Origin of the sequence: Pseudomonas sp. QS1027 (assembly GCF_002814235.1) — a bacterium.
GTDB lineage: Bacteria > Pseudomonadota > Gammaproteobacteria > Pseudomonadales > Pseudomonadaceae > Aquipseudomonas.
Map to the genome: position 1 here is coordinate 1 of NZ_PHSU01000002.1, position 23,671 is coordinate 23,671.

The following is a 23,671-nucleotide window of genomic DNA, read 5'->3' on the forward strand; positions in this document are numbered from 1 at the left end:
AGCCGGCTTGCTGGCGATGAGGCCAGTGAGCCTTGCATCGCCTGATCGGCCGCCATCGCCAGCCAGCCGGCTCCTACAATGACCACGTTGGCCGTGGTTGCGAGGCACGAGACTCTACAACAGATCCGGAGGCGTCAACTGTGCGCCTCGCCACTCAAACGCCACGGGGGCCAGCACCTGGTCAATCCGCGCTTCTTCCCACAACGTCGCGAAAGACTTCCCCGCCTCGGGATGCAAACGGTCCGGCGCGATCAGCGCCAACGGCCACAACACAAAGGCATTCTTGAGAATTTCCGCCCGAGGCAGGATCAGCCCGTCGAAATTCCCGACCAGCTCACCATACAACAGCACATCGATGTCCAGCGGCAGCCCCTTGCGGTCCGGCGCATAGCGGCCATTGTCAGCCTCGATGAACTTCAAGCGCCGATCCAGCTCCTGCAACGGCAGGTCGGTAAACGCCGACACCACCAGGTTGAAGAACGGCCCACTCTTGATCCCCACCGGCTGGCTTTCGAACACCGCCGAACAGCGGATATCCACCAGGAACGCGGCCAGCGCATCCAATCCGGCACACAAGTGGGTTTCGCGCTCGATATTACTGCCGAGCCCGAGATAAACCTGAGTTAGCGACATCCGCGCTCGATCTCCACGCCCACGCCCCTGGCCGCCGCAACGGCCCCCGGTTTGGTCAGCTTGAGGTGCAACCAGGGAATCTGGAACTCGCTCATCAGCACCTGGGCCAGACGCTCGGCGAAAGTCTCCACCAGTTGGAACTGCGACTGCTCGGCAAACAGCTGGATGCGTGCAGAAACGCTCGCATAATCGAGGGCCAGGCTCAGATCGTCGCCGGCCGCCGCCGGGCGGTTGTCCCAGGCAAAACTGAGATCAAGGCGCAGGCACTGACGGATGCCGCGCTCCCAGTCATAGGCACCGATCACGGTGTCGACTTCCAGGCCCTCGATAAACACTCTGTCCAAGCACTTCTCTCCGCAGCACGACAAGGGCGCAATGCGCCGTTAGAATCAGGGCGTCCCCGCCCGGAATAGTTAGCATGTTTTGGTTACTGGCGATCCTCGCCTACCTGCTCGGCTCTCTGTCCTTCGCCATTTTGCTCAGCCGCCTCACGGGAAATCCCGATCCGCGAATGAGTGGCTCAGGCAATGCCGGCGCGACCAACATGCTGCGCCTGGCCGGCAAGAAGCTGGCCATCCTGACCTTGCTCGGCGACCTCTGCAAAGGCCTGCTGCCGGTGCTGATCGCCGGCTACGCCGGGCTTTCGCTCCAACAGCAAGCCTGGGTCGGGCTCTGCGCCGTCCTCGGCCACCTGTTTCCGTTGTACTTCCGCTTTCGCGGCGGCAAAGGCGTCGCCACGGCCGCCGGCATGCTGCTGGGGCTGTATCCCCCCGCTGCCCTGCTGGCCCTGCTGACCTGGCTGCTGACCTTCTACCTCACCCGCACCAGCTCGCTGGCCGCCCTGATCGCCACGCCACTGACCCTGCCGCTGCTGGCCTGGCAGGAACCGGCCGCATTGCTGCCGATGAGCGTGGTGACCGGGCTGATCGTCTGGCGCCATCGCGGCAATCTACGCGACCTTTTCGCAGGGCGCGAACGACATTTCTGATCCTGATCGTGAAGGTGACTCACGCGCCACCTTGCACCGATCCCGCTCAAATCGCCGACAACTGCTCCATCGGCCAGCGTGCCTGTACGCTGATCGCCAGGCTTTCCTTCTGTCCGGCCTGCAAGCGCTGGCACCCGGCAAACGCAATCATCGCGCCATTATCGGTGCAGAACTCGGGACGGGCATAGAACACGTCGCCCTTCATCTCACCGAGCATCTTTTCCAGGGAAACACGCAGGGCCTTGTTGGCACTGACCCCCCCGGCGATCACCAGACGCTTCATACCCGCCTGCTTCAACGCACGCTTGCACTTGATGGTCAAAGTCTCCACCACCGCCTGCTGGAAGGCCAGAGAGATGTCGCAACGGGTTTGCTCGCCGTCGTCTCCAGTGCTCGCGCACTGCTGCCAGGTATTCAGGGCGAAGGTTTTCAAACCACTGAAACTGAAATCCAGCCCCGGGCGATCGCACATCGGCCGCGGGAAGGCGAAGCGCCCCGCCACACCCTGCTCGGCCAGCCGGGCGATTTCCGGACCGCCCGGATAATTGAGCCCCATCATCTTCGCGGTCTTGTCGAAAGCTTCGCCGGCCGCGTCATCCAGACTTTCCCCCAGCAACGCGTATTGGCCGATGCCATCGACCCGAACCAGCTGCGTGTGCCCGCCGGAGACCAACAAAGCGACGAACGGAAACTCCGGTGGTCGCTCTTCCAGCATCGGCGCCAGTAAATGGCCTTCCATGTGATGCACGCCAAGCGCCGGTATATTCCAGGCAAAGGCCAGGGCCTGGGCACACGAAGCCCCGACCAGCAAGGCCCCGACCAGCCCCGGGCCGGCCGTGTAGGCAATCGCGTCGATCTCGGTCGGCCCACAGTCGGCCTCGGCCAGGACCTGGCGGATCAACGGCAGCATGCGCTTGACGTGATCGCGGGAGGCCAGCTCCGGCACCACGCCACCATAGGCACGATGCAGGTCGATCTGACTGAACAACGCATCGGCGAGAAGCCCGCGTTCACTGTCGTACAGCGCGACGCCGGTTTCGTCGCAGGAGGTTTCTAATCCCAGTACTAGCATGGGTTTGCGCCTTGTAGAGGCTAGATTCGAAGGCGCGCATAATAGTCGTCACTCCAGGCCCCTACCAGCGGTTTTCGATCAGAGGCTTTGCATTCCGCGTCATGAGGGGTTAACATCCGCAACCCTTAAAAACCGACGATCTCCAGTGCGCTTTTGCCTGAGGACGTCGACCCCGGTAATGAATGAAGGTAGCTCTGGATGCCAGCCGTCAAAGTTAAAGAGAACGAACCCTTCGACGTAGCTCTGCGTCGTTTCAAGCGCTCCTGCGAAAAAGCCGGTGTTCTGGCTGAAGTTCGTAGCCGCGAATTTTACGAGAAGCCGACTTCGGAGCGTAAGCGCAAGGCAGCAGCTGCTGTCAAACGTCACGCCAAGAAAGTTCAGCGCGAACAGCGCCGCGCCGTTCGTCTGTACTAATACACAGACGTTCGTTGCAAGCTTCTGCCAAGCCCGGCCCTCAGCCGGGCTAATGGCATTTGCGGATATCGCTTGATGCTTCACCGTCGAAGCCGCCGATGCGACCCAGACGAACCTGCTTGACCCCGTCAGACCTGGCACTTGCCAGCGGTGCGCGTCTTTCTGACGAGCCTTCCAAGGCTACCGACGAGCACACCCTTTCCGTTCCAGCTATCGAGCACTCTGCGATGATGAGAACGCCATGGCCGGGCTAATTCCCCAAAGCTTTATTGACGACCTTCTCAACCGCACCGACATCGTCGACGTGGTGAGTTCGCGTGTGCAACTGAAAAAGGCTGGCAAGAACTACACCGCCTGCTGCCCGTTCCACAAGGAAAAGACACCGTCCTTCAGCGTCAGCCCGGACAAGCAGTTCTACTACTGCTTTGGCTGCGGCGCTGGCGGCAACGCCCTCGGCTTCCTCATGGACCACGACAACCTGGATTTCCCCCAGGCAATCGAGGACCTGGCCAAAGCCGCCGGCATGGAAGTACCCCGCGAGGAAAGCGGACACGCGCGCAAACCGCGCCAGCCGACCGATTCGCCGCTCTACCCACTCCTGACCGCGGCCGCCGACTTCTATCGCCAGGCCCTGAAAAGCCATCCGGCGCGCAAGGCGGCAGTGGATTACCTCAAGGGCCGCGGCCTGACCGGTGAGATCGCCCGGGATTTCGGCCTGGGCTTTGCCCCGCCGGGCTGGGACAACCTGTTCAAGCACCTGTCCAGCGACACCCTGCAGCAGAAAGCCATGATCGATGCCGGCCTGCTGATCGAGAACGCCGAAACCGGCAAGCGCTATGACCGTTTCCGCGACCGCGTGATGTTTCCCATCCGCGACAGCCGCGGCCGGATCATCGCCTTCGGCGGCCGGGTGCTGGGCGACGACAAGCCGAAATACCTGAACTCCCCGGAAACCCCGGTGTTTCACAAGGGCCAGGAACTCTACGGCCTGTTCGAGGCGCGCAAGAACAACCGCAACCTCGAGGAAATCATCGTCGTCGAAGGCTACATGGACGTCATCGCCCTGGCCCAGCAAGGCCTGCGCAACGCCGTCGCGACCCTGGGCACCGCCACCAGCGAAGAACACCTCAAGCGCCTGTTCCGCGTGGTACCCAACGTATTGTTCTGCTTCGACGGCGACCAGGCCGGCCGCAACGCCGCCTGGCGCGCACTGGAAGCGACCCTGAGCAGCCTGCAGGACGGCCGCCGCGCGCGCTTCCTGTTCCTGCCCGAAGGCGAAGACCCGGACACCCTGATTCGCGCCGAAGGTACCGACGCCTTCCGCGCCCGGATCAACCAGCACGCGCAGCCCCTGGCGGATTACTTCTTCCAGCAACTGACCGAGGAGGCCGACCCGCGCTCGCTGGAGGGCAAGGCGCACATGGCCACCCTCGCCGCACCGTTGATCGACAAAGTGCCAGGCGCCAACCTGCGCACCCTGATGCGCCAGCGCCTCACCCAGATCACCGGCCTGACCCACGAAACCGTCAGCCAACTGGTGCACAGTGCACCGAGCGAAGCGCCACCGGCCTACGACCCCGGCATCGACTATGACGCGATGCCCGACTATTCGGACTATCATGCCCCCCAGCAGGAGGCCTACGCGCCCCAGCAGGAGTGGACGCCGAAAAAGCCTGGTGCGGGCGGCAAGAAGTGGGACAAGAAGCCCTGGGACAAGAACGGCAAGCGCGGCGGCGACCGCGACGAGCCTCGCGGCCCGCGCATCCCGGCCGCCGTCGAGCCGCCGACGCTCACCGCCCTGCGCACCCTGGTCCATCACCCGCAACTGGCCGGCAAGGTCGAGACCGCCGGTCACCTCGCGGACGAAGAAAACACCCATGCACAGCTGCTCGTGGCCTTGCTCGAAGCCGTGCAAAAGAATCCTGGGCTAAGCTCATTTCAACTGATTTCGCGCTGGCACGGCACCGACCAGGGTCGATTACTCACCCGTCTGGCGGAAAAGGAGTGGCTGATTGAAGGAGAGAACCTTGAACAACAGTTTTTCGACACCATAACCAGCTTATCGGCCCGTCAAACCGAGCGAAAGCTGGAACAACTCATCAGGAAGTCGCGACAAGGCGATTTGAGCGCTGAAGACAAAATTCAGCTGCTTGAGCTGCTAAAACGCAATCTTCCTGCATCAAACCCGACCTCAACTGGCGCGTGAGGTCATAGCTCGGGTATAATCCTCGGCTTGTTTTTTGCCCGCCAAGACCTTCAGTGGATAGGGTGTTATGTCCGGAAAAGCGCAACAGCAGTCTCGCCTCAAAGAGTTGATCAGCCGTGGTCGTGAGCAGGGTTACCTGACTTACGCCGAGGTCAACGACCACCTGCCGGAGGATATTTCAGATCCGGAACAGGTGGAAGACATCATCCGCATGATCAACGACATGGGGATCAACGTATTCGAGAGTGCTCCGGATGCGGATGCCCTTTTGTTGGCCGAAGCCGATACCGACGAAGCCGCTGCCGAAGAAGCAGCGGCTGCGTTGGCGGCCGTGGAAACCGACATCGGTCGCACTACTGACCCGGTGCGCATGTACATGCGCGAAATGGGTACGGTAGAGCTGCTCACACGTGAAGGCGAAATCGAAATCGCCAAACGTATCGAGGAAGGCATCCGTGAAGTGATGGGCGCAATTGCGCACTTCCCCGGCACGGTTGATCACATCCTCAGCGAATACGATCGTGTTACCAGCGAAGGCGGTCGGCTGTCCGACGTCCTGAGCGGCTACATCGACCCGGACGACGGCATTGCGCCGCCGGCCGCCGAAGTACCGCCGCCTGTCGACGCCAAGGCCGTGAAAGCCGACGACGACACGGACGACGAAGAAGCCGAAGCCAGCACCGACGACGAAGAAGAAGCCGAAAGCGGTCCGGACCCGGTCATTGCCGCACAGCGCTTCGGCGCCGTGGCCGACCAGATGGAGATCACCCGCAAGGCCCTGAAAAAGCACGGTCGCAACAACAAGGCGGCAATTGCCGAACTGTTGGCGCTGGCCGAGCTGTTCATGCCGATCAAACTGGTACCGAAGCAATTCGAAGGCCTGGTCGAGCGTGTTCGTGGTGCCCTGGATCGCCTGCGTCAGCAGGAACGCGCCATCATGCAGCTGTGCGTGCGTGATGCCCGCATGCCGCGTGCCGACTTCCTGCGCCAGTTCCCCGGCAACGAAGTTGACGAAAGCTGGACCGATGCACTGGCCAAAGGCAAAAGCAAATACGCTGAAGCCATTGGTCGCGTACAGGCCGATATCGTTCGTTGCCAGCAGAAGCTGACCGCGCTCGAGACCGAAACCGGCCTGACCATCGCCGAGATCAAGGACATCAACCGTCGCATGTCGATCGGTGAGGCCAAGGCCCGCCGCGCGAAGAAAGAGATGGTTGAAGCGAACTTGCGTCTGGTGATCTCCATCGCCAAGAAGTACACCAACCGCGGTTTGCAGTTCCTCGACCTGATCCAGGAAGGCAACATCGGCCTGATGAAGGCCGTGGACAAGTTCGAATACCGTCGCGGCTACAAATTCTCGACTTATGCCACCTGGTGGATCCGTCAGGCGATCACTCGCTCGATCGCCGACCAGGCCCGCACCATCCGTATTCCGGTGCACATGATCGAGACGATCAACAAGCTCAACCGTATTTCCCGGCAGATGTTGCAGGAAATGGGTCGCGAACCGACCCCGGAAGAGCTGGGCGAACGCATGGAAATGCCTGAGGACAAGATCCGCAAGGTATTGAAGATCGCTAAAGAGCCGATCTCCATGGAAACCCCGATCGGTGATGACGAAGACTCCCACCTGGGTGACTTCATCGAAGACTCGACCATGCAGTCGCCAATCGATGTTGCTACCGTTGAGAGCCTTAAAGAAGCGACACGCGAAGTACTCTCCGGCCTCACTGCCCGTGAAGCCAAGGTTCTGCGCATGCGTTTCGGCATCGACATGAATACCGACCACACCCTTGAGGAAGTCGGTAAGCAGTTCGACGTTACCCGTGAACGGATTCGCCAGATCGAAGCCAAGGCGTTGCGCAAGTTGCGCCACCCGACGCGAAGCGAGCATTTGCGCTCCTTCCTCGACGAGTAACATCAAAACCCCCGGCTAGCCGGGGGTTTTGCTTTCTGCACATTCCCTCCCCTGATGTCCGCCGTCCGCGCGCTGCCCGTCTACACTCGAATCATTCCTCCGAGCCATAACGAGACCGTTATGCCCAGACTGTCGGCCCTGCTTCTGTTTTCGCTGCTTACCTGGACCGCTACGGCTGGTGCGTTGAATCTTACCGATGATGAACGTGACTGGCTGAAAGCCCACCCGCAACTGCGTCTGGGCGTGGATGCCTCGTGGCCGCCTTTCGAGTTCAGGGGCGAAAATGGTGCTTACCAGGGACTGACGACCGATTACGTCAACCTGATCGAAGACCGCCTGGACATCACGCTCAACCCCATCGAGCCGGTGAGCTGGACCGAAGTGCTACAACAGGCGAAAGCCGGCCAGATCGACCTGCTGCCCGGCATCATGTCGACCCCGGAACGGCAAGCCTATCTGTCCTTCACCCGCCCCTACCTGGATTTTCCGATTGTCATCCTGGCCCGTGAAGGTGGCGCCAACCCCCACAACCTGAAAGAACTCTATGGCCTGAAAATCGCCGTGGTGGAGAACTACGCCCCCCACGAGCTGTTGCGCAGCCATCACCCGGACCTCAACCTCGTGCCCATGCCCAGCGTCAGCTCGGCCCTGCAGGCCCTGGCCACCGACGAGGTCGATGCCGTCGTCGGCGATCTCGCTTCCAGTGTCTGGAGCCTGAACCAGCTCAAGCTCCAGGGACTCTACGTCAGCGGCGAAACACCCTATCGCTACCAACTGGCGATGGCCGTGCCCCGGGAGCAGAAAATCCTCGTGGGCATTATCGACAAGGTCATGGCCGAGATGACCGTCACCGAGAAAGAGACGATCCAGAATCGCTGGGTAGGCGACGTCCTGGTCAGTCGCTCCATCTGGGCCGACCTGCTGCTCTACGGCCTGCCTTGCGTCCTGCTGCTGATCGCCATACTGGCCGTGGTCATTCGCATCAACCGCCGCCTGAGTTCGGAAATATCCCAACGCGTGGCCCTCGAGCAGGAACTGCGCAGCAGCGAATACCATTACCGCGGTCTGGTGGAGAGCCTGTCGGCCATCGCCTGGGAAGCGCGCATGGATTTTACCTACACCTATGTCTCGCCCCACGCCGAAGCCTTGCTCGGTTATCCGCTGGCCCATTGGCTGATCCCCGGCTTCTGGCGCAGCATCACCCACCCTGCCGACCTGACCCGTGCCCAGGCCTTCTGCGACAAGGAGATCACCGAAGGTCGCGACCACACGCTCGACTATCGGGTGATCAGCGCCGATGGTCGCACGCTCTGGGTCCGCGACCTGGTCAGCCTGATCGAACACGACAGTGAGCCGATCATCCGCGGCTTGATGATCGACATCAGCGAAACCAAGCGCACCGAAGAAGCGTTGCGCCTGTCGGAACAGAAATTCGCCTCGGTCTTCCAGCAATGCCCGGACATCCTGGTCATCGCTCGCCTGTCCGACGGCTACCTGCTGGAAGTCAACACCGCCTTCGAGGAACAGATCGGCCTGAAAGCCAGGGACGCGATCGGGCATACCGCCACCGATCTCCACATCTGGGGCATCGACGGCGTCGGCTCGGGACTGCTGGAGCGGTTAAGAGGCGGCAGTATCCGTAACCTGGAGATGCCTTTCAGGCGCAGCAATGGCCAAATGTTCACCGGACTGATCTCCGCCGAACCCTTCGAACTCGACACCACGCCAGCCCTGGTGGTGGTCGTCAGGGACATCAGCCAGCTCAAGCAGACCCAACAACAACTGCAGACGTCCGAAGAAAAGTTCGCCAAGGCCTTCCACGCCTCCCCCGACGGCTTGCTGCTGAGCCGGCAAAGCGACGGCCTGCTGATGGAGGTCAACGAAGGCTTCAGCCACCTCACCGGCTACAACAGTGCCACCTCACTGGATCGCTCGACCCTGGAACTGGGCATCTGGGTCAACCTGAACGAACGCAAGCACATGCTCGAAATGATGCGGCGCGATGGTTTCGTCCGCGATTTCAGCTGTCATATCCGCCGCAACGATGGGCAGATCCGCTTGTGCGAAGTCTCCAGCCGGCCGTTGCCGATCGGTGGCGAGGACTGCATGCTGACCATCGCCCGGGACATCACCGAACGCCATGTCATGCAGGAAAAGCTGCAACAGGCCGCCACCGTCTTCGAAAGCACCGCCGAGGGCGTACTGATCACCGATATCCAGCAACACATCAGCGCGGTCAATCGGGCCTTCAGCGAAATCACCGGCTACAGCGAAACCGAGGCCCTGGGCCACACCCCGCGCCTGCTCGCCTCCGGCCAGCATGACAGTGCCTTCTACGCGGCCATGTGGCATCAACTGACCGCCGAAGGTCATTGGCAAGGCGAGATCTGCAACCGGCGCAAGAACGGCGAGCTCTATCCCAGTTGGCTGACCATCAGTGCCGTGCGCAACCGCGAAAACATCATCACCCACTTCGTTGCCGTGTTCGCCGACATCTCCAGCCTCAAGCACGCCCAGGCGCGCCTGGACTACCAGGCCCACCACGACCCGTTGACCGGCCTGCCCAATCGCACCCTGTTCGAAAACCGCCTGCAGGCCGCCCTGAACAACCAGGCCGAAAACGGTGGGCAGGGCGCCGTGCTGTTTCTCGACCTCGACCGTTTCAAACACATCAACGACAGTCTCGGCCATCCGGTGGGCGACCTGTTGCTCAAGGGCATTGCCGCCAGGCTCAAGGAGCAGCTGCGCGACATCGACACCGTGGCCAGATTGGGCGGCGACGAGTTCATCATCCTGCTCCCGGGCCTGCAGCAGGCCAGCGACGCCACGCACCTGGCCAACAAGCTGCTGGGTTGCTTCGGCGCACCGTTCCAGGCGGGTGAGCACGAGTTCTTTATCAGTGCCAGCATCGGCACCAGTCTCTACCCCAAGGACGGCAACGACGTCGCCACCCTGGTCAAGAACGCCGACGCGGCGATGTACCGTTCCAAGGCCAAGGGCCGCAACCGGGTCGAAAGCTATACCCGCGACCTCACCGCCCAGGCCAGCGAACGCGTGGCCCTGGAGCACGAACTGCGCCGGGCCATCGAGCGCCAGGAACTGCACCTGCTCTACCAACCCAAGATCAGTCTCCACGGAGGTCAACTGGTGGGGGCCGAGGCCTTGATTCGCTGGCAGCACCCGACCCTGGGCGAGGTGCCGCCGGAGCATTTCATTCCGTTGGCCGAAGAGAACGGCATGATCCTGCAGATTGGCGACTGGGTGCTGGAGCGCGCCTGCCGGCAGATGCATCGCTGGAACAGGACCCATGGCGACTTCGGCCCGCTCTCGGTCAACCTCGCCGGCGCGCAGTTGCGCCAGCCGAACCTGCTGGCACGGATCGAACAGTTGCTCAGGGATTACCGGCTTGAGCCCGGCTGCCTGCAGTTGGAGATCACCGAAAACTTCATCATGAGCCAGGCCGAGGAGGCCCTGGAGGTCCTGCATCAACTCAAGCACCTGGGGGTGCAATTGGCCATTGATGACTTCGGCACCGGCTATTCGTCACTGAGCTACCTCAAGCGCCTGCCGCTGGATGTGTTGAAAATTGACCAGTCGTTTGTACGTGGTTTACCGGACGATCCCCATGATGCCGCTATTGTGCGCGCCATCATCGCCTTGGGCCGCAGCATGCAGTTCACGGTGATTGCCGAGGGTGTGGAGAACCAGGCACAGCAGGATTTCCTGGCCGTCGAAGGGTGCGAACAGATCCAGGGTTACATCGTCAGCCTGCCGCTACAGGCCGAAGAATTCGCCGCGACCTTCCTTCATATGAGGCTTTCGGAGTTTTCGGATAGCCCCCGCGAGAAACCATCGCTATAATTCGCGGCCTACTGAGGGCCTATAGCTCAGTTGGTTAGAGCAGAGGACTCATAATCCTTTGGTCCACGGTTCAAGTCCGTGTGGGCCCACCACCTTTGAAAGCCGCGCAGTGCGCGGCTTTTGCGTTTCTGGGTGGTTCGCCACAGTGAAGACCAAGACTGTTATCGTTTTAGAGGCGCATCCCGACAGATTTGATGACAGTAAGAGATATCGCTTCCTGGAGCCCATTCTAGGATCAGGCATCAACTGATGCCGCCGCTCGTGACGCGACGACCGCCCTTAGCTCTGACGGCTAGTGCAGCGACTCGTAGTCGCTCAGTCCCTAGTACGAGCCCGTAGGACTCGACGTTTTAAACCAGAGTCTCAGCCTGGCTTGCCATGCTGCCCCCTTCTCACCTCCCCACTCTTCCTACAAAGCGTTCGAGCACGCGCAGCTGCTTGTCGCCCTTACGCTACGTGCTACGTTGAGACGGGACATCCTATAACTATTGCCTCCTCGATGCTTGAGAAGGGGAGTGCGATTGGACTTGCCCCTACCAGACCGGACACCAATTCCCCGTTAAATTGATGCCGCTGCCAAGCGCCTAAATTCTCTCGGCGACCTATATTTCAGCGCGCTGTGCGGATGCTGCTCGTTGTAATGCTCGAAGGCAATCGTCAGATTGCGCAGTGCTGTTTCTCGATCTGGCTTGGGCATGTGCGTCACGTAATCTCGCTTGATCGTCTTCACAAAACTCTCCGCCATACCGTTGCTTTGCGGACTGCGTACCGGTGTGGTCACCGGCTGCAAGCCGATCTGGCGGGCAAACAGGCGGGTCTGCTCGGCGATATAGGCCGAGCCGTTATCGCTCAGCCACTGCACGGGCGTGTTCGGCAGTTGGTCGCCAAAACGCTTCTCCACGCTTTCCAACATCAAGTCTCGGATGTCATCGCCGCTGTAGCCGGTCGGGCTCGCAACCCAGCCGATAGCCTCTCGATCACAACAGTCCAGGGCAAAGGTCACGCTCAGTTTTGCACCATCGTCGCAACGGAACTCAAAGCCGTCCGAACACCAGCGTGTATCACTGGTTTTCACGGCAATACGGCCTTCATGCCGGCGCGGTACGCCAGGCTGTTTAATACGCCGCGCCAACAGCAGGTCGTGATCACGCATGACACGATAAACCCGTTTCACGTTGATCGGTGGCAACGACTGGGTTTCACGCTCGCGGCGTAACAAGCCCCAGACGCGACGGTAGCCATAGCTGGGCAGTTCGCTGACGTGTTGCTTAATCTCGGCGACCAATTCCGTATCGTTCACGAGCCGGCGTCGCCGTGCGACGGGCGATATCGATTGCTTGCTTCGAACCGTTAATTGCGAGCGCGACACACCGAGACATTCGCTGACCAGTTTCACTGGTCGTCCCCCGGCAACAAGGGTGAGTGCGCAATCCATTTTCGCGACCGGGCGATCTCCACGGCCTCTTTGAGGACTTCCGCTTCCATCGTCTTCTTGCCCAACATCCGTTGCAATTCGCGGATCTGTTTGAGTGCATCACTCAGCTCAGACGCCGGCACCACGGCCTCGCCAGCACTAACCGCCGACAGGCTTCCGTCCTGGTACAGCTTGCGCCACAGGAACAGCTGGTTGGCGTTGATGCCGTTGCGCCGGGCAACCACGGACACGCTTTACCCAGGCTCAAGGCTCTCGCGAACCATGGCCAGCTTCTGGTCGGTACTCCAGCGGCGTCGGCGTTCCTGGCCGAGCAGCTCGCCACCCTTATCGTTGCTGTTAGTCATAAACATACCCGTTTGCCTATCCCTTATCTTAAGGGGGGAACGGTGTCCTGTCTTTCATGGGGCTCGTTCAGCGATCAGATCACCTGACACCAACCGACCAATCCTCCAGTCGACCAGGGTGAAAATGGCAATTTGCCAGCTAACTTTAAGCTGGTTATACTCGATGCCATATTTTTTCAAGCCAGAAATATTATCAAGAGACATGGAGAGCCAATGTATAAAATAACTAAAGTGGTTATTGATGGCTTTTGGCAAGAGTACAAAGCCGACTGTTCATTCCTCGAGAGCGTTAACATAATTATCGGCATGAACGGGACTGGCAAGACCACGTTTATGAATATTCTTAACGCAGCGCTTTCAGCAGATCCAATTGGGCTTTACGAAAACGAATTCGAACAAATTACAGTAACATTAGCCTTCGGAAAAAGCACTAGGACAATTAAAGTCGTAAAAAAATCCGGCTTCCCATTTCCCGCGATCACATATCAGATAGCACGTAAATCCTTCAACTTTTCCTTACTTCCGCCTACAGACGAAAGTCGAGGCATGGCCTACTCCCGGCGTCGTATAAGCCAGGATGAAATTGGAAAAATAAGGGCTGAACTTTCCAGCCTTGTATCTCTTGCAGCGCTCTCTGTTTATAGGTTCCGCAACTTAGAAAATGACGTACCTGAGCGCGCACCCTCAAGGCGACAAGGACCTGTGGACGCTCGACTAGACGAGCTAATGCAGGAACTCACAAAATACCAATTAGAACTGTCCATGCAGGCACGAGAGATATCTATATCCCTCCAGAAAGAAGTTTTAATGTCTTTGCTTTACCAGCCTGCAACCGAGCCAAACCAAGTAGGCTACGCAGTTGACTTCAATGCGGAACAAGAGAAACAGAACCTTACCTCAGCTTACCGTCAACTAGGTGTAGCAGGCAGCATCGCAACCAAGAGAATTCAAGAGCATATCAATGCTGTTGACGCCAGCGTCAAGAACATAAAAGAGTACCTTCAAGTAGAAGATACGTCAGAAGACAAGAAAGCTGCTGCTAAAAAACTTGATTTTACCCCCCTCGAGGCAAACCGTCGAGCACACAAAGTTTTTGATATGTCCTTGGACGCAGAGGAAAAGATAAAAACCGTATTCAGTCAGATTAACGTTTTCACTGAAATGCTATCCGAGTTTATCACCAATAAAAAATTCAGCTTCGATTCCGGTAAGTTAGTTGTACAGCATGGATTAAATACGATTGCAGTATCGCGTTTATCATCCGGGGAAAAACAGCTGCTCATTTTATTCATCGAGGCACTGTTGCAGCGGAAAAAACCCTATGTTTTTCTCGCGGATGAGCCAGAGCTGTCTTTGCATATTGAATGGCAGCGTAAAATTTTGCCTGCAATAAAACGGCTCAACCCGAATGCACAAGTGATTGTGGCTACTCATTCGCCTGAAATTGCCGCCGCATTCCCCGAATGCATCATGGACATGGAGGAAATTCTCTATGCCTAAGCTGGATTATTCCCCTGCTGCATATAATGTGCTAGCTCGATTTTATCGCGCCAAATCTATCCTCTATGTTGAAGGAGACGATGACGTACCATTCTGGAATAAAATATTCAAAGAGCTCACGGATATAAAAGTTCAAATAATACCCGTAGGCGGAGCCGATCAGATAGACGAAAAAATAGACATGATTTTCTCAGAGCCAGTGAATTTTTTGGCCGCTAGAGACTCTGACTTTATCAGACTAAGCAAAAACTCTAAAAACCATCCTAGAATCCTTTACACATATGGCTATTCAATTGAAAATACACTTTTAACTAGGAGTGCCATTGCAGAATTAACCGGCATGGCCTGCCGCAGTGATGAGCCCGACACTAGCAAGGTAGATTCGTGGATTGATAAAATTTCCGCAAGCTTGTCTGACCTAATTCGTCACGACATAGCCAATTATATATCAAAGAAGGGCGTAGCAGTTCTATTCGATAATTGCACTCGACTCATGCAAAGTGAGAAATCTTGCTTACCTTGCACAGCTCGAATAAATGCCCATCAGTCGAAAATCGCCACACACTTCAAACCCGACCTGCTAAATATAGTGGACACTCATTTAGCGGAGCACGGAATACCGATCGAATTCCATCTAAGAGGCCATTTCCTTCTAAGCGCGGTGTATAAATATATTGATGGCCACGTCAAATCATCCCGAAAGGGAGAAGTGAGCTACGAGTCAATATATGTAGGCGCCATTCAGTACCTAGGAATTTTTCTAAAAATGGAAAACGAACACGCCTTACATTACCGGGGGCAGGTGCAAAATGCGATAGCATCTCTAACACCAAGTCGCTAATACCGTTGAATTGGATAACTATTTTAACCTCTCAAAAAAAACATTACTTCTAATCCTAGAAAAAGCGACCGTCACCTGCTGACGGTTTACGGATGGTTACCCCAATGTCGATTGAGAAATGTTCGCCTTGCGTATTTTCCAGCTACCTCGATTAAAGCTACCCTAGCCAGAAGCTCATAGACAACCAGAGCAAGACGTGGGATAGCGAGGCAGAAAGTGCCCGCCAATTGCTGATGATCAGCACACTGCTGGCATTAGCCTTGGGCATCCTCGCAGCCTGGCTTATCACCGACCAGATAGTCCATCCGCTGCTGGAAACCCTGAAAGCCGCGAAGCGTATCGCTGGCGGGGATCTCAGCCACGACATCAAGACCGAGCGACGTGACGAGTTGAGCCAATTGCAGCGCAGCATGCAGTACATGACGATGAGCCTGCGGAAGGCATCAGCCTGGGCGTCACCCAGATTGCCAGCGCGGCGGAAGAGTTGTCCGCTGTTACCGAGCAGACCAGCGCGAATGTGAACAGCCAAAGAGTCGAGACGGATTAAGTCGCGACCGCCATGAACGAAATGGCCGCCACCGTACAAGAAGTGGCACGCAATACCGAAGAAGCTTCAAACGCCGCCGCAGCCGCGGATACAGAAGCGCGCGCCGGTGGAAAAGTGGTCGGTGAAGCTATCGATCAAATCGAATTACTGGCCATCGAAGTCGGCAACTCCACCGAAGCGATGAACCTTCTGGAGCTGGAAAGCAAAAAAATCAGCGGCGTGCTCGACGTGATCAAAGCCGTGGCTAAACAAACCAACCTGCTGGCACTCAATGCGGCCATTGAAGCCGCGCGAGCCGGTGAAGCCGGACGCGGTTTCGCGGTAGTGGCCGACGAAGTCCGAAGCCTGGCCCAGCGCACTCAAAAATCCACCGAAGAAATCGAAGGGCTGATCGCCGGCCTGCAGAGCGGTACCCAGAAAGTCTCGGCGGTCATGGAAAGCAGTCGTGTTCTAACGGATAACAGCGTCGAATTGACCCGTCACGCCGTGACATCACTGGAAAGCATCACCCGCACGGTGCCGACAATCCAATCGATGAACCAGCAGATTTCCGCCTCCGCCGAGGAGCAGAGTGCCGTGGCCGAGGAGATCCATCGTAGCTTGCTCAACGCGCGCGACATCTCCGAGCAAACCGCCGCCAGCGAGGAGACGGCTGCCTCCAGTGTCGAACTGACCAGGGTGGGCCACGAGTTGCAGGAAATGGTCAGCCAATTCCGCACTTGAGAACGCGTGAACCAAGCTCTCGTAACCACAGCTCGCCACTCGGCGGGCTCCCACTTACATACGTGACGTACTCGCTAGCTCAGCCGCTCAGCTGCCTTGCGATAAACTTGCTCGCGCTCGCGCTTATCGACGGCCACCACAAACACCATGATCTCTTGGTCGAGCACTTGGTAAACTAGCCGATAGCCGCTGCTACGCAGCTTGATCTTGTAGCAGTCGGGCAAAGCATGCAGGCGATTGGCTTCAATGCGCGGATTGAGCAGGATCGTAGCCAGCTTCTTCTTGAGTTGCTGGCGCACGGTATCCCCCAGTTTGTGCCACTCTTTTAACGCTCGTGCATCGAACTCAAGGCTATAGGTCATCCAGTGAAACCTTCACTCGCTGGGGAGCGGCCAATCGCTCGCGCACCGTGGCGAGCAAGGCTTCATCGTCCTCAGTCATCAGAATCGGCTTAAACGGTAGCTGGCCGCGCTCCGCCACGTACTGCAAGGCTTGGCGCATCAGCTCGGAAGGCGTGACACCCAGTTTTTCCAGCTCATGGTAAGCCCGTGCTTTGAGGTCGTCGTCAATGCGGACGTTAATGGATGCCATGGGATGCACCTCACTGTAATGACATTGGTCATTACAGTGAGGCAAAAAGGCCTTTTTTACAAGCCCGTAATATGTCCGTTTACCCTGCTGATCAGAAACCCAACGCAGCATGCGCCACGTCAATCAAATGGTTGGTTGTCTAATGCGAGTGATGCGCGATGAGCTGAAGACGATCCCTCAAGCAGGGCATCCACGACAGCCCGTGCCATTTCTACCGAGTGAAGCATGCCCCAGAACAGAGATCGCTCCACCGGATTCGTGTGCAAGCTGATTTCATCACCATTCAGTTCGGCGGCTTCAAGCAATTTCGACACGTAGATCAACGCGTCCTGAGCATTGACGCCTGGTTGGATGGCAAAAATCGAGGGTTTGAGAGGATCAGAGTGGTTGATGGTTTTGGATACGGTTAAAGAGAGAGTACCAAGCAAGCGGGCCGTATCAGACCGGATCGACTTTACAGAGCCGTTGGCGCCATCAACAACGCCACGAACGAGAGCACTACCCTCATCTGACTTGAAGTCTTTGGAAACGGGAGGTGGGTCGGGAGTGATTTTCTTGGTCACAGGTAAAACTCCTACGTAAGAAATACCTCAAGGAGTTCGTACATTTTCGTGTCCAGCGAAAAGGTGACGAACTGTACGCAGGTGGACAACCGGGTAACGTAGGACCCGGCACACCCCTCAAGGATGTCCCGCGCACAGTCCGCCATAAAGCGAACACAAGAATACCGCAAGCGCGGAATTGTGCGACTACGTTTGAAAGCCACGGGTGTCCAGCCCGATCGCTGATTTTGCAGCGACAGTCAAAAGGTAGTTGTCGTACTTGGCTGGTGCAACTTGAAAAGCGTGTGCAAATGTATGCATCTCAAGGAGTACACACCCGATGCTGAAATCACCTGCTGATGGCGACTCTTCCAGGTCACTCCTTTTTCGACAGGATGTGCAACGTCTTGGCCAAGGCATCCTGATTTAGGGGGTGCTCCTGGCTAAGCTCATGCAGGGGCGTTTCAGCCCGTAATTGTTGATATATGGCATAGACGCGCCCGCGTGATTCAGGCGAGCGCCGTGCCACCAAATCGGCGAATTTTTTAGTCATTGTCATCACCCTCTTTTCTCAAGGTATCCAGGGAAATTTTCCATGCTTTAAGAGCAACGACAATAGAAGCAAACAATGAGAAACAATAAGACCAGAGTAAATCCCTATCTTGACGTCCCCGCCCCGCTGCTTTCGACGCAGGGTATGCCAGAGGTCCAGCTAGACGATGAGCCGAATAAATCGCACAATCGGCTCACAAAATGAGCCGAATAAGCCTTTTATTCAGCTCACGCTCATGCGGAGTCCTCTATGAACGATCTGCCTCACTGGATCTGGCAACAGCCCGACTGGCCTCATTTCACCTGGCAGGAAAAGGCCCTGACGCCGCTGCTGCTGGAATGCGGACACGCCCAGGGACGCTTGCTCGGCATGGCCGCAGCCATCGGCGAGGACAGCATCGCGCAGAACGAACTGGATGCCTTGCTGCAAAACATCATCACATCATCGGCCATCGAAGGAGAGCCGTTGAATGTCGGCTCTGTCAGGTCCTCACTGGCAAGACGCCTGGGGCTGAGCGCCGACCAATCCGCCAGCCCACGTAGCGAGGGCCTGGCGGAACTGCTGTTGGACGCAACGCAACACCACCAATCGCCGTTGAGCCTTGAGCGCCTACTGTATTGGCAAACACTGCTTTTCCAGCCCGACGAAAGCCCTCTGGCACCGAAAATCCGTATCGGCATGCTGCGCGGTAACGAGCCGATGCAGGTGGTCTCCGGACGTCTGGATCGACCTGTCGTGCATTTCGAGGCACCACCGCAAGCCAGGCTCGACGAAGAACTGGCGGCATTTATCCACTGGTTCAACGCCAGTCAGGCAGATACGGCACTCGACCCACTATTGCGTGCCGGAGTCGCGCATTTCTGGTTCGTGACCTTGCATCCATTCGATGATGGCAATGGTCGCCTGACCCGTACCCTCACTGATCTGGCACTGGCCCAGGGCGAACAACAGGCGATTCGGTTCTATGCGATGTCCGCGAGCATTCTCGAAGACCGGAAGGGCTATTACGAAATACTCGAGTCCTGCCAGAAAGACTCGCTGGATATCACCCCCTGGCTGCAATGGTTCCTGAAAACCCTTTTGCGCAGCCTGGAACAGGCTCAGGCCAATATCGACCGGGTGCTGGTCAAGGCACGGTATTGGCAGCAGCACCGCCATCTTCAACTCTCGCCGGAACAACTCAAAGTTATCAACAGGCTGCTCGATGGCAGTGAGGGAGGTTTCGAGGATGGTATCAATGCTGCGCAATACCAGGCAGTCACCAAAGTCAGTAAGGCGACCGCGACCCGCCATCTGGCGGATCTCCTGAAAAAAGGCTGCCTCTATCGCCTTCCCGGAGGCGGACGCAGTACCCGCTATCAGATTCCCGGCCTAAGGCCGGCGGATCCTTCAAGCCTGTAACATGGCACCACTCTCAACACCCGCCACCGGAGCCCGACCTTGTCCGACACCCGCCCTCCCGCGCTCGATGAAATCGACCGTCAGTTGATTTCCGCCCTGCAGATCAATGCCCGTGAAAGCGTGGCGATGCTGGCGCGGCAGTTGGGGATCGCGCGCACCACGGTCACTTCGCGGCTGGCACGTCTGGAAAAAGCCAAGGTCATTACCGGTTATGGCGTGCGACTGGGTCAGCGGGTGGTCGATGGCGGTTTGCAGGCCTATGTCGGGATCACGGTCCAACCGCGTTCGGGCAAGGATGTGGTGCGGCGCCTCAGTGCCATGGCGCAGATCCAGCAGCTCTGCGCTGTAAGCGGCGAGTTTGACTATGTGGCCTGGCTGCGCAGCGATTCACCGGAACAACTGGACCAGTTGCTCGACCAGATCGGCAGCGTTGAAGGGGTGGAGAAAACCACTACCTCGATCATTCTCAGTAGCAAGGTGGATCGGGGGCAGCCGGTTTAACCCCGCAAGTTTGCTGGCTGGACGCGTACCTGTAGGAGCGGCCGGTCGACGCTCGATTGCCCGCGGAGCTTTTAGCGCCCTCAAGGTCCTCTTCGCGGGCAAGCCCTGCTCCTACAGGTACGCGTCGTTTCGAACAGACAGTTCGTCACAAAGCATCATGCAAGATCAAAACGACGACACTTTGCGTCTTATTAACGCACTCCCCGCTCCCTACAATGGCCTCAGTCTTTTCCTATCTATACTCCAGCCGGACACACCGCCCGGCCCGAGTCGCCAGCAAGGTCAGCCATGAACAAGAACAATCGCCATCCTGCCGACGGTAAAAAACCCATCACCATCTTCGGCCCGGACTTTCCGTTCGCCTTCGATGACTGGATCGAGCACCCCGCCGGCCTGGGCAGCATCCCGGCGGAAAATCACGGGGCGGAAGTGGCGATTGTCGGTGCCGGGATCGCCGGGCTGGTGGCCGCTTACGAACTGATGAAGCTGGGCCTCAAACCGGTCGTCTACGAAGCCTCGAAAATGGGTGGCCGTCTGCGCTCCCAGGCCTTTGAAGGCGCCGAAGGCATCATCGCCGAGCTCGGTGGCATGCGTTTCCCGGTCTCGTCCACCGCGTTCTACCACTACGTCGACAAGCTCGGCCTTGAGACCCAACCCTTCCCCAACCCGCTGACCCCGGCTTCCGGCAGCACGGTGATCGATCTCGAAGGCGAAACCTACTACGCCGAGAAACTCGCCGACCTGCCCGCCCTGTTCCAGGAAGTCGCCGACGCCTGGGCCGACGCCCTGGAAGACGGCGCGCGCTTCGGCGATATCCAGCAGGCCATTCGCGACCGCGACGTGCCGCGCCTGAAAGAGCTGTGGAACACCTTGGTGCCACTGTGGGACGACCGCACCTTCTACGACTTCGTCGCCACCTCCAAAGCCTTCGCCAAGCTGTCGTTCCAACACCGCGAAGTGTTCGGCCAGGTCGGTTTCGGCACCGGCGGCTGGGATTCGGACTTCCCCAACTCGATGCTGGAAATCTTCCGCGTGGTCATGACCAACTGCGACGACCACCAGCACCTGGTGGTCGGCGGCGTGGAACGGGTTCCCCTGGGAATCTGGCGCCATGTGCCGCAACGCTGCGCCCACTGGCCGGCCGGCACCAGCCTGAGCAGCCTGCATCACGGAGCCCCGCGCACCGGCGTCAAGCGCATTGCCCGTGCCGCCGATGGTCAGTTCGCGGTGACCGACAACTGGGGTGATACCCGTCACTACGCCGCCGTCCTGACCACCTGCCAGAGCTGGCTGCTGACCACCCAGATCGAATGCGAGGAGTCGCTGTTCTCCCAGAAAATGTGGATGGCCCTGGACCGCACACGCTACATGCAGTCCTCGAAGACCTTTGTCATGGTCGACCGGCCGTTCTGGAAGGACAAGGACCCGGAAACCGGTCGCGACCTGATGAGCATGACCCTCACCGATCGCCTGACCCGCGGCACCTACCTGTTCGACAACGGCGACGACAAACCGGGCGTGATCTGCCTGTCGTACTCGTGGATGAGCGATGCCCTGAAAATGCTCCCGCAGCCCATCGACAAACGGGTGAAGCTGGCCCTGGACGCGCTGAAGAAGATCTACCCGAAAGTGGATATCGCCGCGCGCATCATCGGCGACCCGATCACCGTGTCCTGGGAAGCCGACCCGCACTTCCTCGGCGCCTTCAAAGGCGCCCTGCCCGGCCACTACCGCTACAACCAGCGGATGTACGCGCACTTCATGCAGGCCGATATGCCCGCCGAACAACGCGGCATCTTCATTGCCGGTGACGATGTGTCCTGGACACCGGCCTGGGTCGAAGGCGCGGTACAGACTTCGCTCAATGCGGTATGGGGCATCATGAACCACTTCGGGGGACGCACCCACGCCGAGAACCCGGGACCGGGCGATGTCTTCAAGGACATCGGTCCGATTGCCCTGGCCGACTGAAAGGAACGCGCCTGTGCAGATCGCTCTCTATCAATGCCCGCCGCAACCGCTGGATGTCGCGGGTAACCTGCAACGCTTGCAGCGCCTGACCGTCGAGGCCCGTGGCGTGGACGTGCTGGTGCTCCCGGAAATGTTCCTGACCGGCTACAACATCGGCGCCGAAGCGGTCGGTGCCCTGGCCGAAGCCCACGATGGCGCCAGCGCGCAGCGTATTGCCGCCCTCGCCCGGGCGGCGAACATGGCCATCGTGTACGGCTACCCGGAGCGCGCCGAGGATGGCCAGATCTATAACGCGGTGCAGTTGATCGACGCCCAGGGCAAGAGCCTGTGCAACTACCGCAAGACCCACCTCTACGGCGACCTGGATCATTCGATGTTCAGCGCTGGCCCCGACCACTTTCCAGTGGTGGAACTGGGCGGTTGGAAACTCGGACTGTTGATCTGCTACGACGTCGAGTTCCCGGAAAACACCCGGCGCCTGGCCTTGAGCGGAGCCGAGGTGATTCTGGTGCCCACCGCCAATATGGTGCCGTTCGACTTCGTCGCCGATGTCACCATTCGTGCCCGGGCCTTCGAGAACCAGTGTTTTGTCGCGTATGCCAACTACTGCGGGAATGAGGGCGATATCCAGTACTGCGGCCAGAGCAGCATCGCCGCACCGGACGGCAGCCGCCTGGCCCGCGCCGGCCTCGATGAAACCCTGATCGTCGCCACCCTGGACCGTTCGCTGATGCAGGCCTCACGAGCCAGCAACCGCTACCTGCTGGACCGCCGTCCGGCGCTCTATACGGACCTGAGCCAGGACTGAGCGAGCGTTATCCGCTAAAATGGGCGTTCCTCTTCCAAGGAAACGCCCATGTCCCTGCCAACCTCTTCCGACTCCGAAGGTCCGGTGTCCTCGAACGAATCCGGGGAGCCAGCGCAAACGCCGCCGTCCGTAACGCCCCCAGAACCTGCCGACCGCGCCGGTCTGATCCGCGGACAAACCAGCGCCCACCGCGGGCTACGCACTTTTGCCCAGGACCGCTCACGCAATCGCCGCGAACGCTAGGCCAATATCTGCAAGCCGTATTTCTGCACGATGCTCAACAATTTGAGTGCCATGCCGCTGGGTTGCTTGTCCCCCGCCTCCCACTGCTTCACGGTCGAGGCACTGGTGTTCAGGTAACGGGCAAAAACCGGCTGACTGACGTGGTTACGCTCACGCAGTTGCTTGATCTGCTCCGGCGCGATTTCATCCGGGACCTGCGCCAGGCCGGATTCATCGAACTCACGCATGGTCGCCTTGCTGATCGCCCCAATCGCCTGCAACGCGCTGGCCGATTCATGAACCGACTCCAGCGCCTCGCTTTTAAATGTCTTGGTCATGACCTATCTCCACAAACTCTTTCATTTCCAGTAGCTGTTGGTACCGCTGGGCGCCTCATAGGCACTGGCCTATGGCACGAAAATCACTTGCCGAAAAACAAACCACCCAGTGGTATATAAAATCAAATTCGTCACAGCTTGCTGTTCGAGCTCCCGAGGGGCCTCCCCTTGAAACGCCGCCCACAAAAAAACACCCCGTGCCAAAAGAGTCAGGCACAGGGCGACGCGTTATACCGCGAGACGGTTCGGGAATTCGCTGGGG

At 58.5% G+C, this 23,671-nt stretch carries 22 protein-coding genes, 1 tRNA gene and 1 pseudogene; 15 read left to right on the forward strand and 9 right to left on the reverse strand.

Annotation, left to right across the window (positions count from 1 at the left end; all coding sequences use genetic code 11):
- Positions 1-114: 114 nt before the first annotated feature.
- Positions 115-633 carry a 2-amino-4-hydroxy-6-hydroxymethyldihydropteridine diphosphokinase gene (folK, locus tag CWE01_RS00185; RefSeq protein ID WP_100938507.1) on the reverse strand — a complete coding sequence of 173 codons (519 nt, stop codon included), beginning with the start codon at positions 631-633 and terminating at the stop codon, positions 115-117.
- Complete coding sequence (gene folB, locus CWE01_RS00190) at positions 624-977, reverse strand: dihydroneopterin aldolase (protein WP_100938508.1); 354 nt, start codon at positions 975-977, stop codon at positions 624-626. Before folB ends, folK begins: the two co-directional genes overlap by 10 nt.
- Positions 978-1,051: 74 nt before the next feature.
- Between folB and plsY the strand changes: the two genes are divergently transcribed.
- Positions 1,052-1,621, forward strand: a complete 570-nt coding sequence (plsY, locus tag CWE01_RS00195) for a glycerol-3-phosphate 1-O-acyltransferase PlsY (protein ID WP_100938509.1) — start codon at positions 1,052-1,054, stop codon at positions 1,619-1,621.
- 46 nt (positions 1,622-1,667) lie between these two features.
- On the opposite strand, the gene tsaD is transcribed toward plsY, so the two are convergent.
- Complete coding sequence (tsaD, locus tag CWE01_RS00200) at positions 1,668-2,693, reverse strand: tRNA (adenosine(37)-N6)-threonylcarbamoyltransferase complex transferase subunit TsaD (protein ID WP_100938510.1); 1,026 nt, start codon at positions 2,691-2,693, stop codon at positions 1,668-1,670.
- Between the two features lie 198 nt (positions 2,694-2,891).
- Between tsaD and rpsU the strand changes: the two genes are divergently transcribed.
- The 5 genes from rpsU (at position 2,892) to CWE01_RS00225 (ending at position 11,184) form a co-directional block, all read left to right on the forward strand.
- The gene (gene rpsU, locus CWE01_RS00205) at positions 2,892-3,107 is read left to right on the forward strand and encodes a 30S ribosomal protein S21 (RefSeq protein WP_002551877.1); all 216 of its coding nucleotides are present in this window, start codon (positions 2,892-2,894) and stop codon (positions 3,105-3,107) included.
- A 241-nt stretch (positions 3,108-3,348) separates the two neighbouring features.
- The gene (gene dnaG / locus CWE01_RS00210; RefSeq protein ID WP_100938511.1) at positions 3,349-5,313 is read left to right on the forward strand and encodes a DNA primase; all 1,965 of its coding nucleotides are present in this window, start codon (positions 3,349-3,351) and stop codon (positions 5,311-5,313) included.
- A gap of 67 nt (positions 5,314-5,380) precedes the next feature.
- Positions 5,381-7,231 (forward strand): RNA polymerase sigma factor RpoD, encoded by a 1,851-nt coding sequence (gene rpoD / locus CWE01_RS00215; protein WP_100938512.1) that lies wholly within the window; start codon positions 5,381-5,383, stop codon positions 7,229-7,231.
- Between the two features lie 120 nt (positions 7,232-7,351).
- Positions 7,352-11,092, forward strand: coding sequence for an EAL domain-containing protein (locus tag CWE01_RS00220; protein WP_100938513.1), 3,741 nt, complete (start codon positions 7,352-7,354; stop codon positions 11,090-11,092).
- A 15-nt stretch (positions 11,093-11,107) separates the two neighbouring features.
- Positions 11,108-11,184: transfer RNA gene (locus tag CWE01_RS00225), tRNA-Ile, on the forward strand.
- A gap of 467 nt (positions 11,185-11,651) precedes the next feature.
- On the opposite strand, the pseudogene CWE01_RS00230 reads toward CWE01_RS00225, so the two are convergent.
- A pseudogene (locus CWE01_RS00230) lies at positions 11,652-12,871 on the reverse strand (IS3 family transposase).
- Positions 12,872-13,084: 213 nt separating this feature from the next.
- On the opposite strand from CWE01_RS00230, the gene CWE01_RS00235 reads away from it, so the two are divergent.
- The 4 genes from CWE01_RS00235 to CWE01_RS34100 all read left to right on the forward strand — a co-directional run bounded on the left by CWE01_RS00235 (position 13,085) and on the right by CWE01_RS34100 (position 16,482).
- Entirely contained in the window at positions 13,085-14,371 is a 1,287-nt protein-coding gene (locus CWE01_RS00235) for an AAA family ATPase (protein ID WP_100938514.1), read from the forward strand.
- The gene (locus CWE01_RS00240; protein WP_100938515.1) at positions 14,364-15,212 is read left to right on the forward strand and encodes a DUF4435 domain-containing protein; all 849 of its coding nucleotides are present in this window, start codon (positions 14,364-14,366) and stop codon (positions 15,210-15,212) included. Before CWE01_RS00235 ends, CWE01_RS00240 begins: the two co-directional genes overlap by 8 nt.
- A gap of 233 nt (positions 15,213-15,445) precedes the next feature.
- Complete coding sequence (locus CWE01_RS34095; RefSeq protein ID WP_371917125.1) at positions 15,446-15,733, forward strand: HAMP domain-containing protein; 288 nt, start codon at positions 15,446-15,448, stop codon at positions 15,731-15,733.
- 47 nt (positions 15,734-15,780) lie between these two features.
- Positions 15,781-16,482, forward strand: coding sequence for a methyl-accepting chemotaxis protein (locus tag CWE01_RS34100; protein ID WP_371917126.1), 702 nt, complete (start codon positions 15,781-15,783; stop codon positions 16,480-16,482).
- Between the two features lie 74 nt (positions 16,483-16,556).
- On the opposite strand, the gene CWE01_RS00250 is transcribed toward CWE01_RS34100, so the two are convergent.
- The 4 genes from CWE01_RS00250 to CWE01_RS33235 all read right to left on the reverse strand — a co-directional run bounded on the left by CWE01_RS00250 (position 16,557) and on the right by CWE01_RS33235 (position 18,168).
- Positions 16,557-16,844, reverse strand: coding sequence for a type II toxin-antitoxin system RelE/ParE family toxin (locus tag CWE01_RS00250; protein ID WP_100938516.1), 288 nt, complete (start codon positions 16,842-16,844; stop codon positions 16,557-16,559).
- Positions 16,834-17,073: a type II toxin-antitoxin system RelB/DinJ family antitoxin gene (locus CWE01_RS00255; RefSeq protein ID WP_100938517.1), complete on the reverse strand. Its 240-nt coding sequence runs from the start codon at positions 17,071-17,073 to the stop codon at positions 16,834-16,836. Before CWE01_RS00255 ends, CWE01_RS00250 begins: the two co-directional genes overlap by 11 nt.
- Before the next feature lie 119 nt (positions 17,074-17,192).
- Positions 17,193-17,636 (reverse strand): hypothetical protein, encoded by a 444-nt coding sequence (locus CWE01_RS00260; protein ID WP_256579293.1) that lies wholly within the window; start codon positions 17,634-17,636, stop codon positions 17,193-17,195.
- Between the two features lie 355 nt (positions 17,637-17,991).
- Positions 17,992-18,168: a hypothetical protein gene (locus CWE01_RS33235; protein ID WP_157815171.1), complete on the reverse strand. Its 177-nt coding sequence runs from the start codon at positions 18,166-18,168 to the stop codon at positions 17,992-17,994.
- Positions 18,169-18,417: 249 nt separating this feature from the next.
- On the opposite strand from CWE01_RS33235, the gene CWE01_RS00265 reads away from it, so the two are divergent.
- From CWE01_RS00265 to CWE01_RS00285, 5 genes are all read left to right on the forward strand, one after another.
- On the forward strand, positions 18,418-19,569 hold the full coding sequence (locus CWE01_RS00265; RefSeq protein ID WP_100938518.1) for a Fic family protein: 1,152 nt from the start codon (positions 18,418-18,420) through the stop codon (positions 19,567-19,569).
- A gap of 39 nt (positions 19,570-19,608) precedes the next feature.
- Entirely contained in the window at positions 19,609-20,070 is a 462-nt protein-coding gene (locus tag CWE01_RS00270; protein ID WP_100938519.1) for an Lrp/AsnC family transcriptional regulator, read from the forward strand.
- Between the two features lie 288 nt (positions 20,071-20,358).
- Positions 20,359-22,041, forward strand: a complete 1,683-nt coding sequence (locus CWE01_RS00275; RefSeq protein ID WP_100938520.1) for an NAD(P)/FAD-dependent oxidoreductase — start codon at positions 20,359-20,361, stop codon at positions 22,039-22,041.
- 13 nt (positions 22,042-22,054) lie between these two features.
- Entirely contained in the window at positions 22,055-22,849 is a 795-nt protein-coding gene (locus CWE01_RS00280) for a carbon-nitrogen hydrolase family protein (RefSeq protein ID WP_100938521.1), read from the forward strand.
- Positions 22,850-22,897: 48 nt separating this feature from the next.
- Positions 22,898-23,092: a hypothetical protein gene (locus CWE01_RS00285; protein ID WP_100938522.1), complete on the forward strand. Its 195-nt coding sequence runs from the start codon at positions 22,898-22,900 to the stop codon at positions 23,090-23,092.
- Here the strand turns inward: CWE01_RS00285 and CWE01_RS00290 are convergent.
- The gene (locus CWE01_RS00290) at positions 23,089-23,409 is read right to left on the reverse strand and encodes a DNA-binding transcriptional regulator (RefSeq protein ID WP_100938523.1); all 321 of its coding nucleotides are present in this window, start codon (positions 23,407-23,409) and stop codon (positions 23,089-23,091) included. The two genes, CWE01_RS00285 and CWE01_RS00290, sit on opposite strands and share 4 nt — an antisense overlap.
- Between the last annotated feature and the right edge of the window lie 262 nt (positions 23,410-23,671).

Coding starts and splice junctions, on each gene's coding strand:
- CWE01_RS00255 (WP_100938517.1), bottom strand. CDS start 17,073: ATGGCATCCATTAACGTCCGCATTGACGACGACCTCAAAGCACGGGCT.
- rpoD (WP_100938512.1), top strand. CDS start 5,381: ATGTCCGGAAAAGCGCAACAGCAGTCTCGCCTCAAAGAGTTGATCAGC.
- tsaD (WP_100938510.1), bottom strand. CDS start 2,693: ATGCTAGTACTGGGATTAGAAACCTCCTGCGACGAAACCGGCGTCGCG.
- CWE01_RS33235 (WP_157815171.1), bottom strand. CDS start 18,168: ATGACTAAAAAATTCGCCGATTTGGTGGCACGGCGCTCGCCTGAATCA.
- CWE01_RS00220 (WP_100938513.1), top strand. CDS start 7,352: ATGCCCAGACTGTCGGCCCTGCTTCTGTTTTCGCTGCTTACCTGGACC.
- rpsU (WP_002551877.1), top strand. CDS start 2,892: ATGCCAGCCGTCAAAGTTAAAGAGAACGAACCCTTCGACGTAGCTCTG.
- plsY (WP_100938509.1), top strand. CDS start 1,052: ATGTTTTGGTTACTGGCGATCCTCGCCTACCTGCTCGGCTCTCTGTCC.
- dnaG (WP_100938511.1), top strand. CDS start 3,349: ATGGCCGGGCTAATTCCCCAAAGCTTTATTGACGACCTTCTCAACCGC.
- CWE01_RS00275 (WP_100938520.1), top strand. CDS start 20,359: ATGAACAAGAACAATCGCCATCCTGCCGACGGTAAAAAACCCATCACC.
- CWE01_RS34100 (WP_371917126.1), top strand. CDS start 15,781: ATGGCCGCCACCGTACAAGAAGTGGCACGCAATACCGAAGAAGCTTCA.
- CWE01_RS00265 (WP_100938518.1), top strand. CDS start 18,418: ATGAACGATCTGCCTCACTGGATCTGGCAACAGCCCGACTGGCCTCAT.
- CWE01_RS00285 (WP_100938522.1), top strand. CDS start 22,898: ATGTCCCTGCCAACCTCTTCCGACTCCGAAGGTCCGGTGTCCTCGAAC.
- folK (WP_100938507.1), bottom strand. CDS start 633: ATGTCGCTAACTCAGGTTTATCTCGGGCTCGGCAGTAATATCGAGCGC.
- CWE01_RS00235 (WP_100938514.1), top strand. CDS start 13,085: ATGTATAAAATAACTAAAGTGGTTATTGATGGCTTTTGGCAAGAGTAC.
- CWE01_RS00290 (WP_100938523.1), bottom strand. CDS start 23,409: ATGACCAAGACATTTAAAAGCGAGGCGCTGGAGTCGGTTCATGAATCG.
- CWE01_RS00240 (WP_100938515.1), top strand. CDS start 14,364: ATGCCTAAGCTGGATTATTCCCCTGCTGCATATAATGTGCTAGCTCGA.
- CWE01_RS00250 (WP_100938516.1), bottom strand. CDS start 16,844: ATGACCTATAGCCTTGAGTTCGATGCACGAGCGTTAAAAGAGTGGCAC.
- CWE01_RS34095 (WP_371917125.1), top strand. CDS start 15,446: ATGATCAGCACACTGCTGGCATTAGCCTTGGGCATCCTCGCAGCCTGG.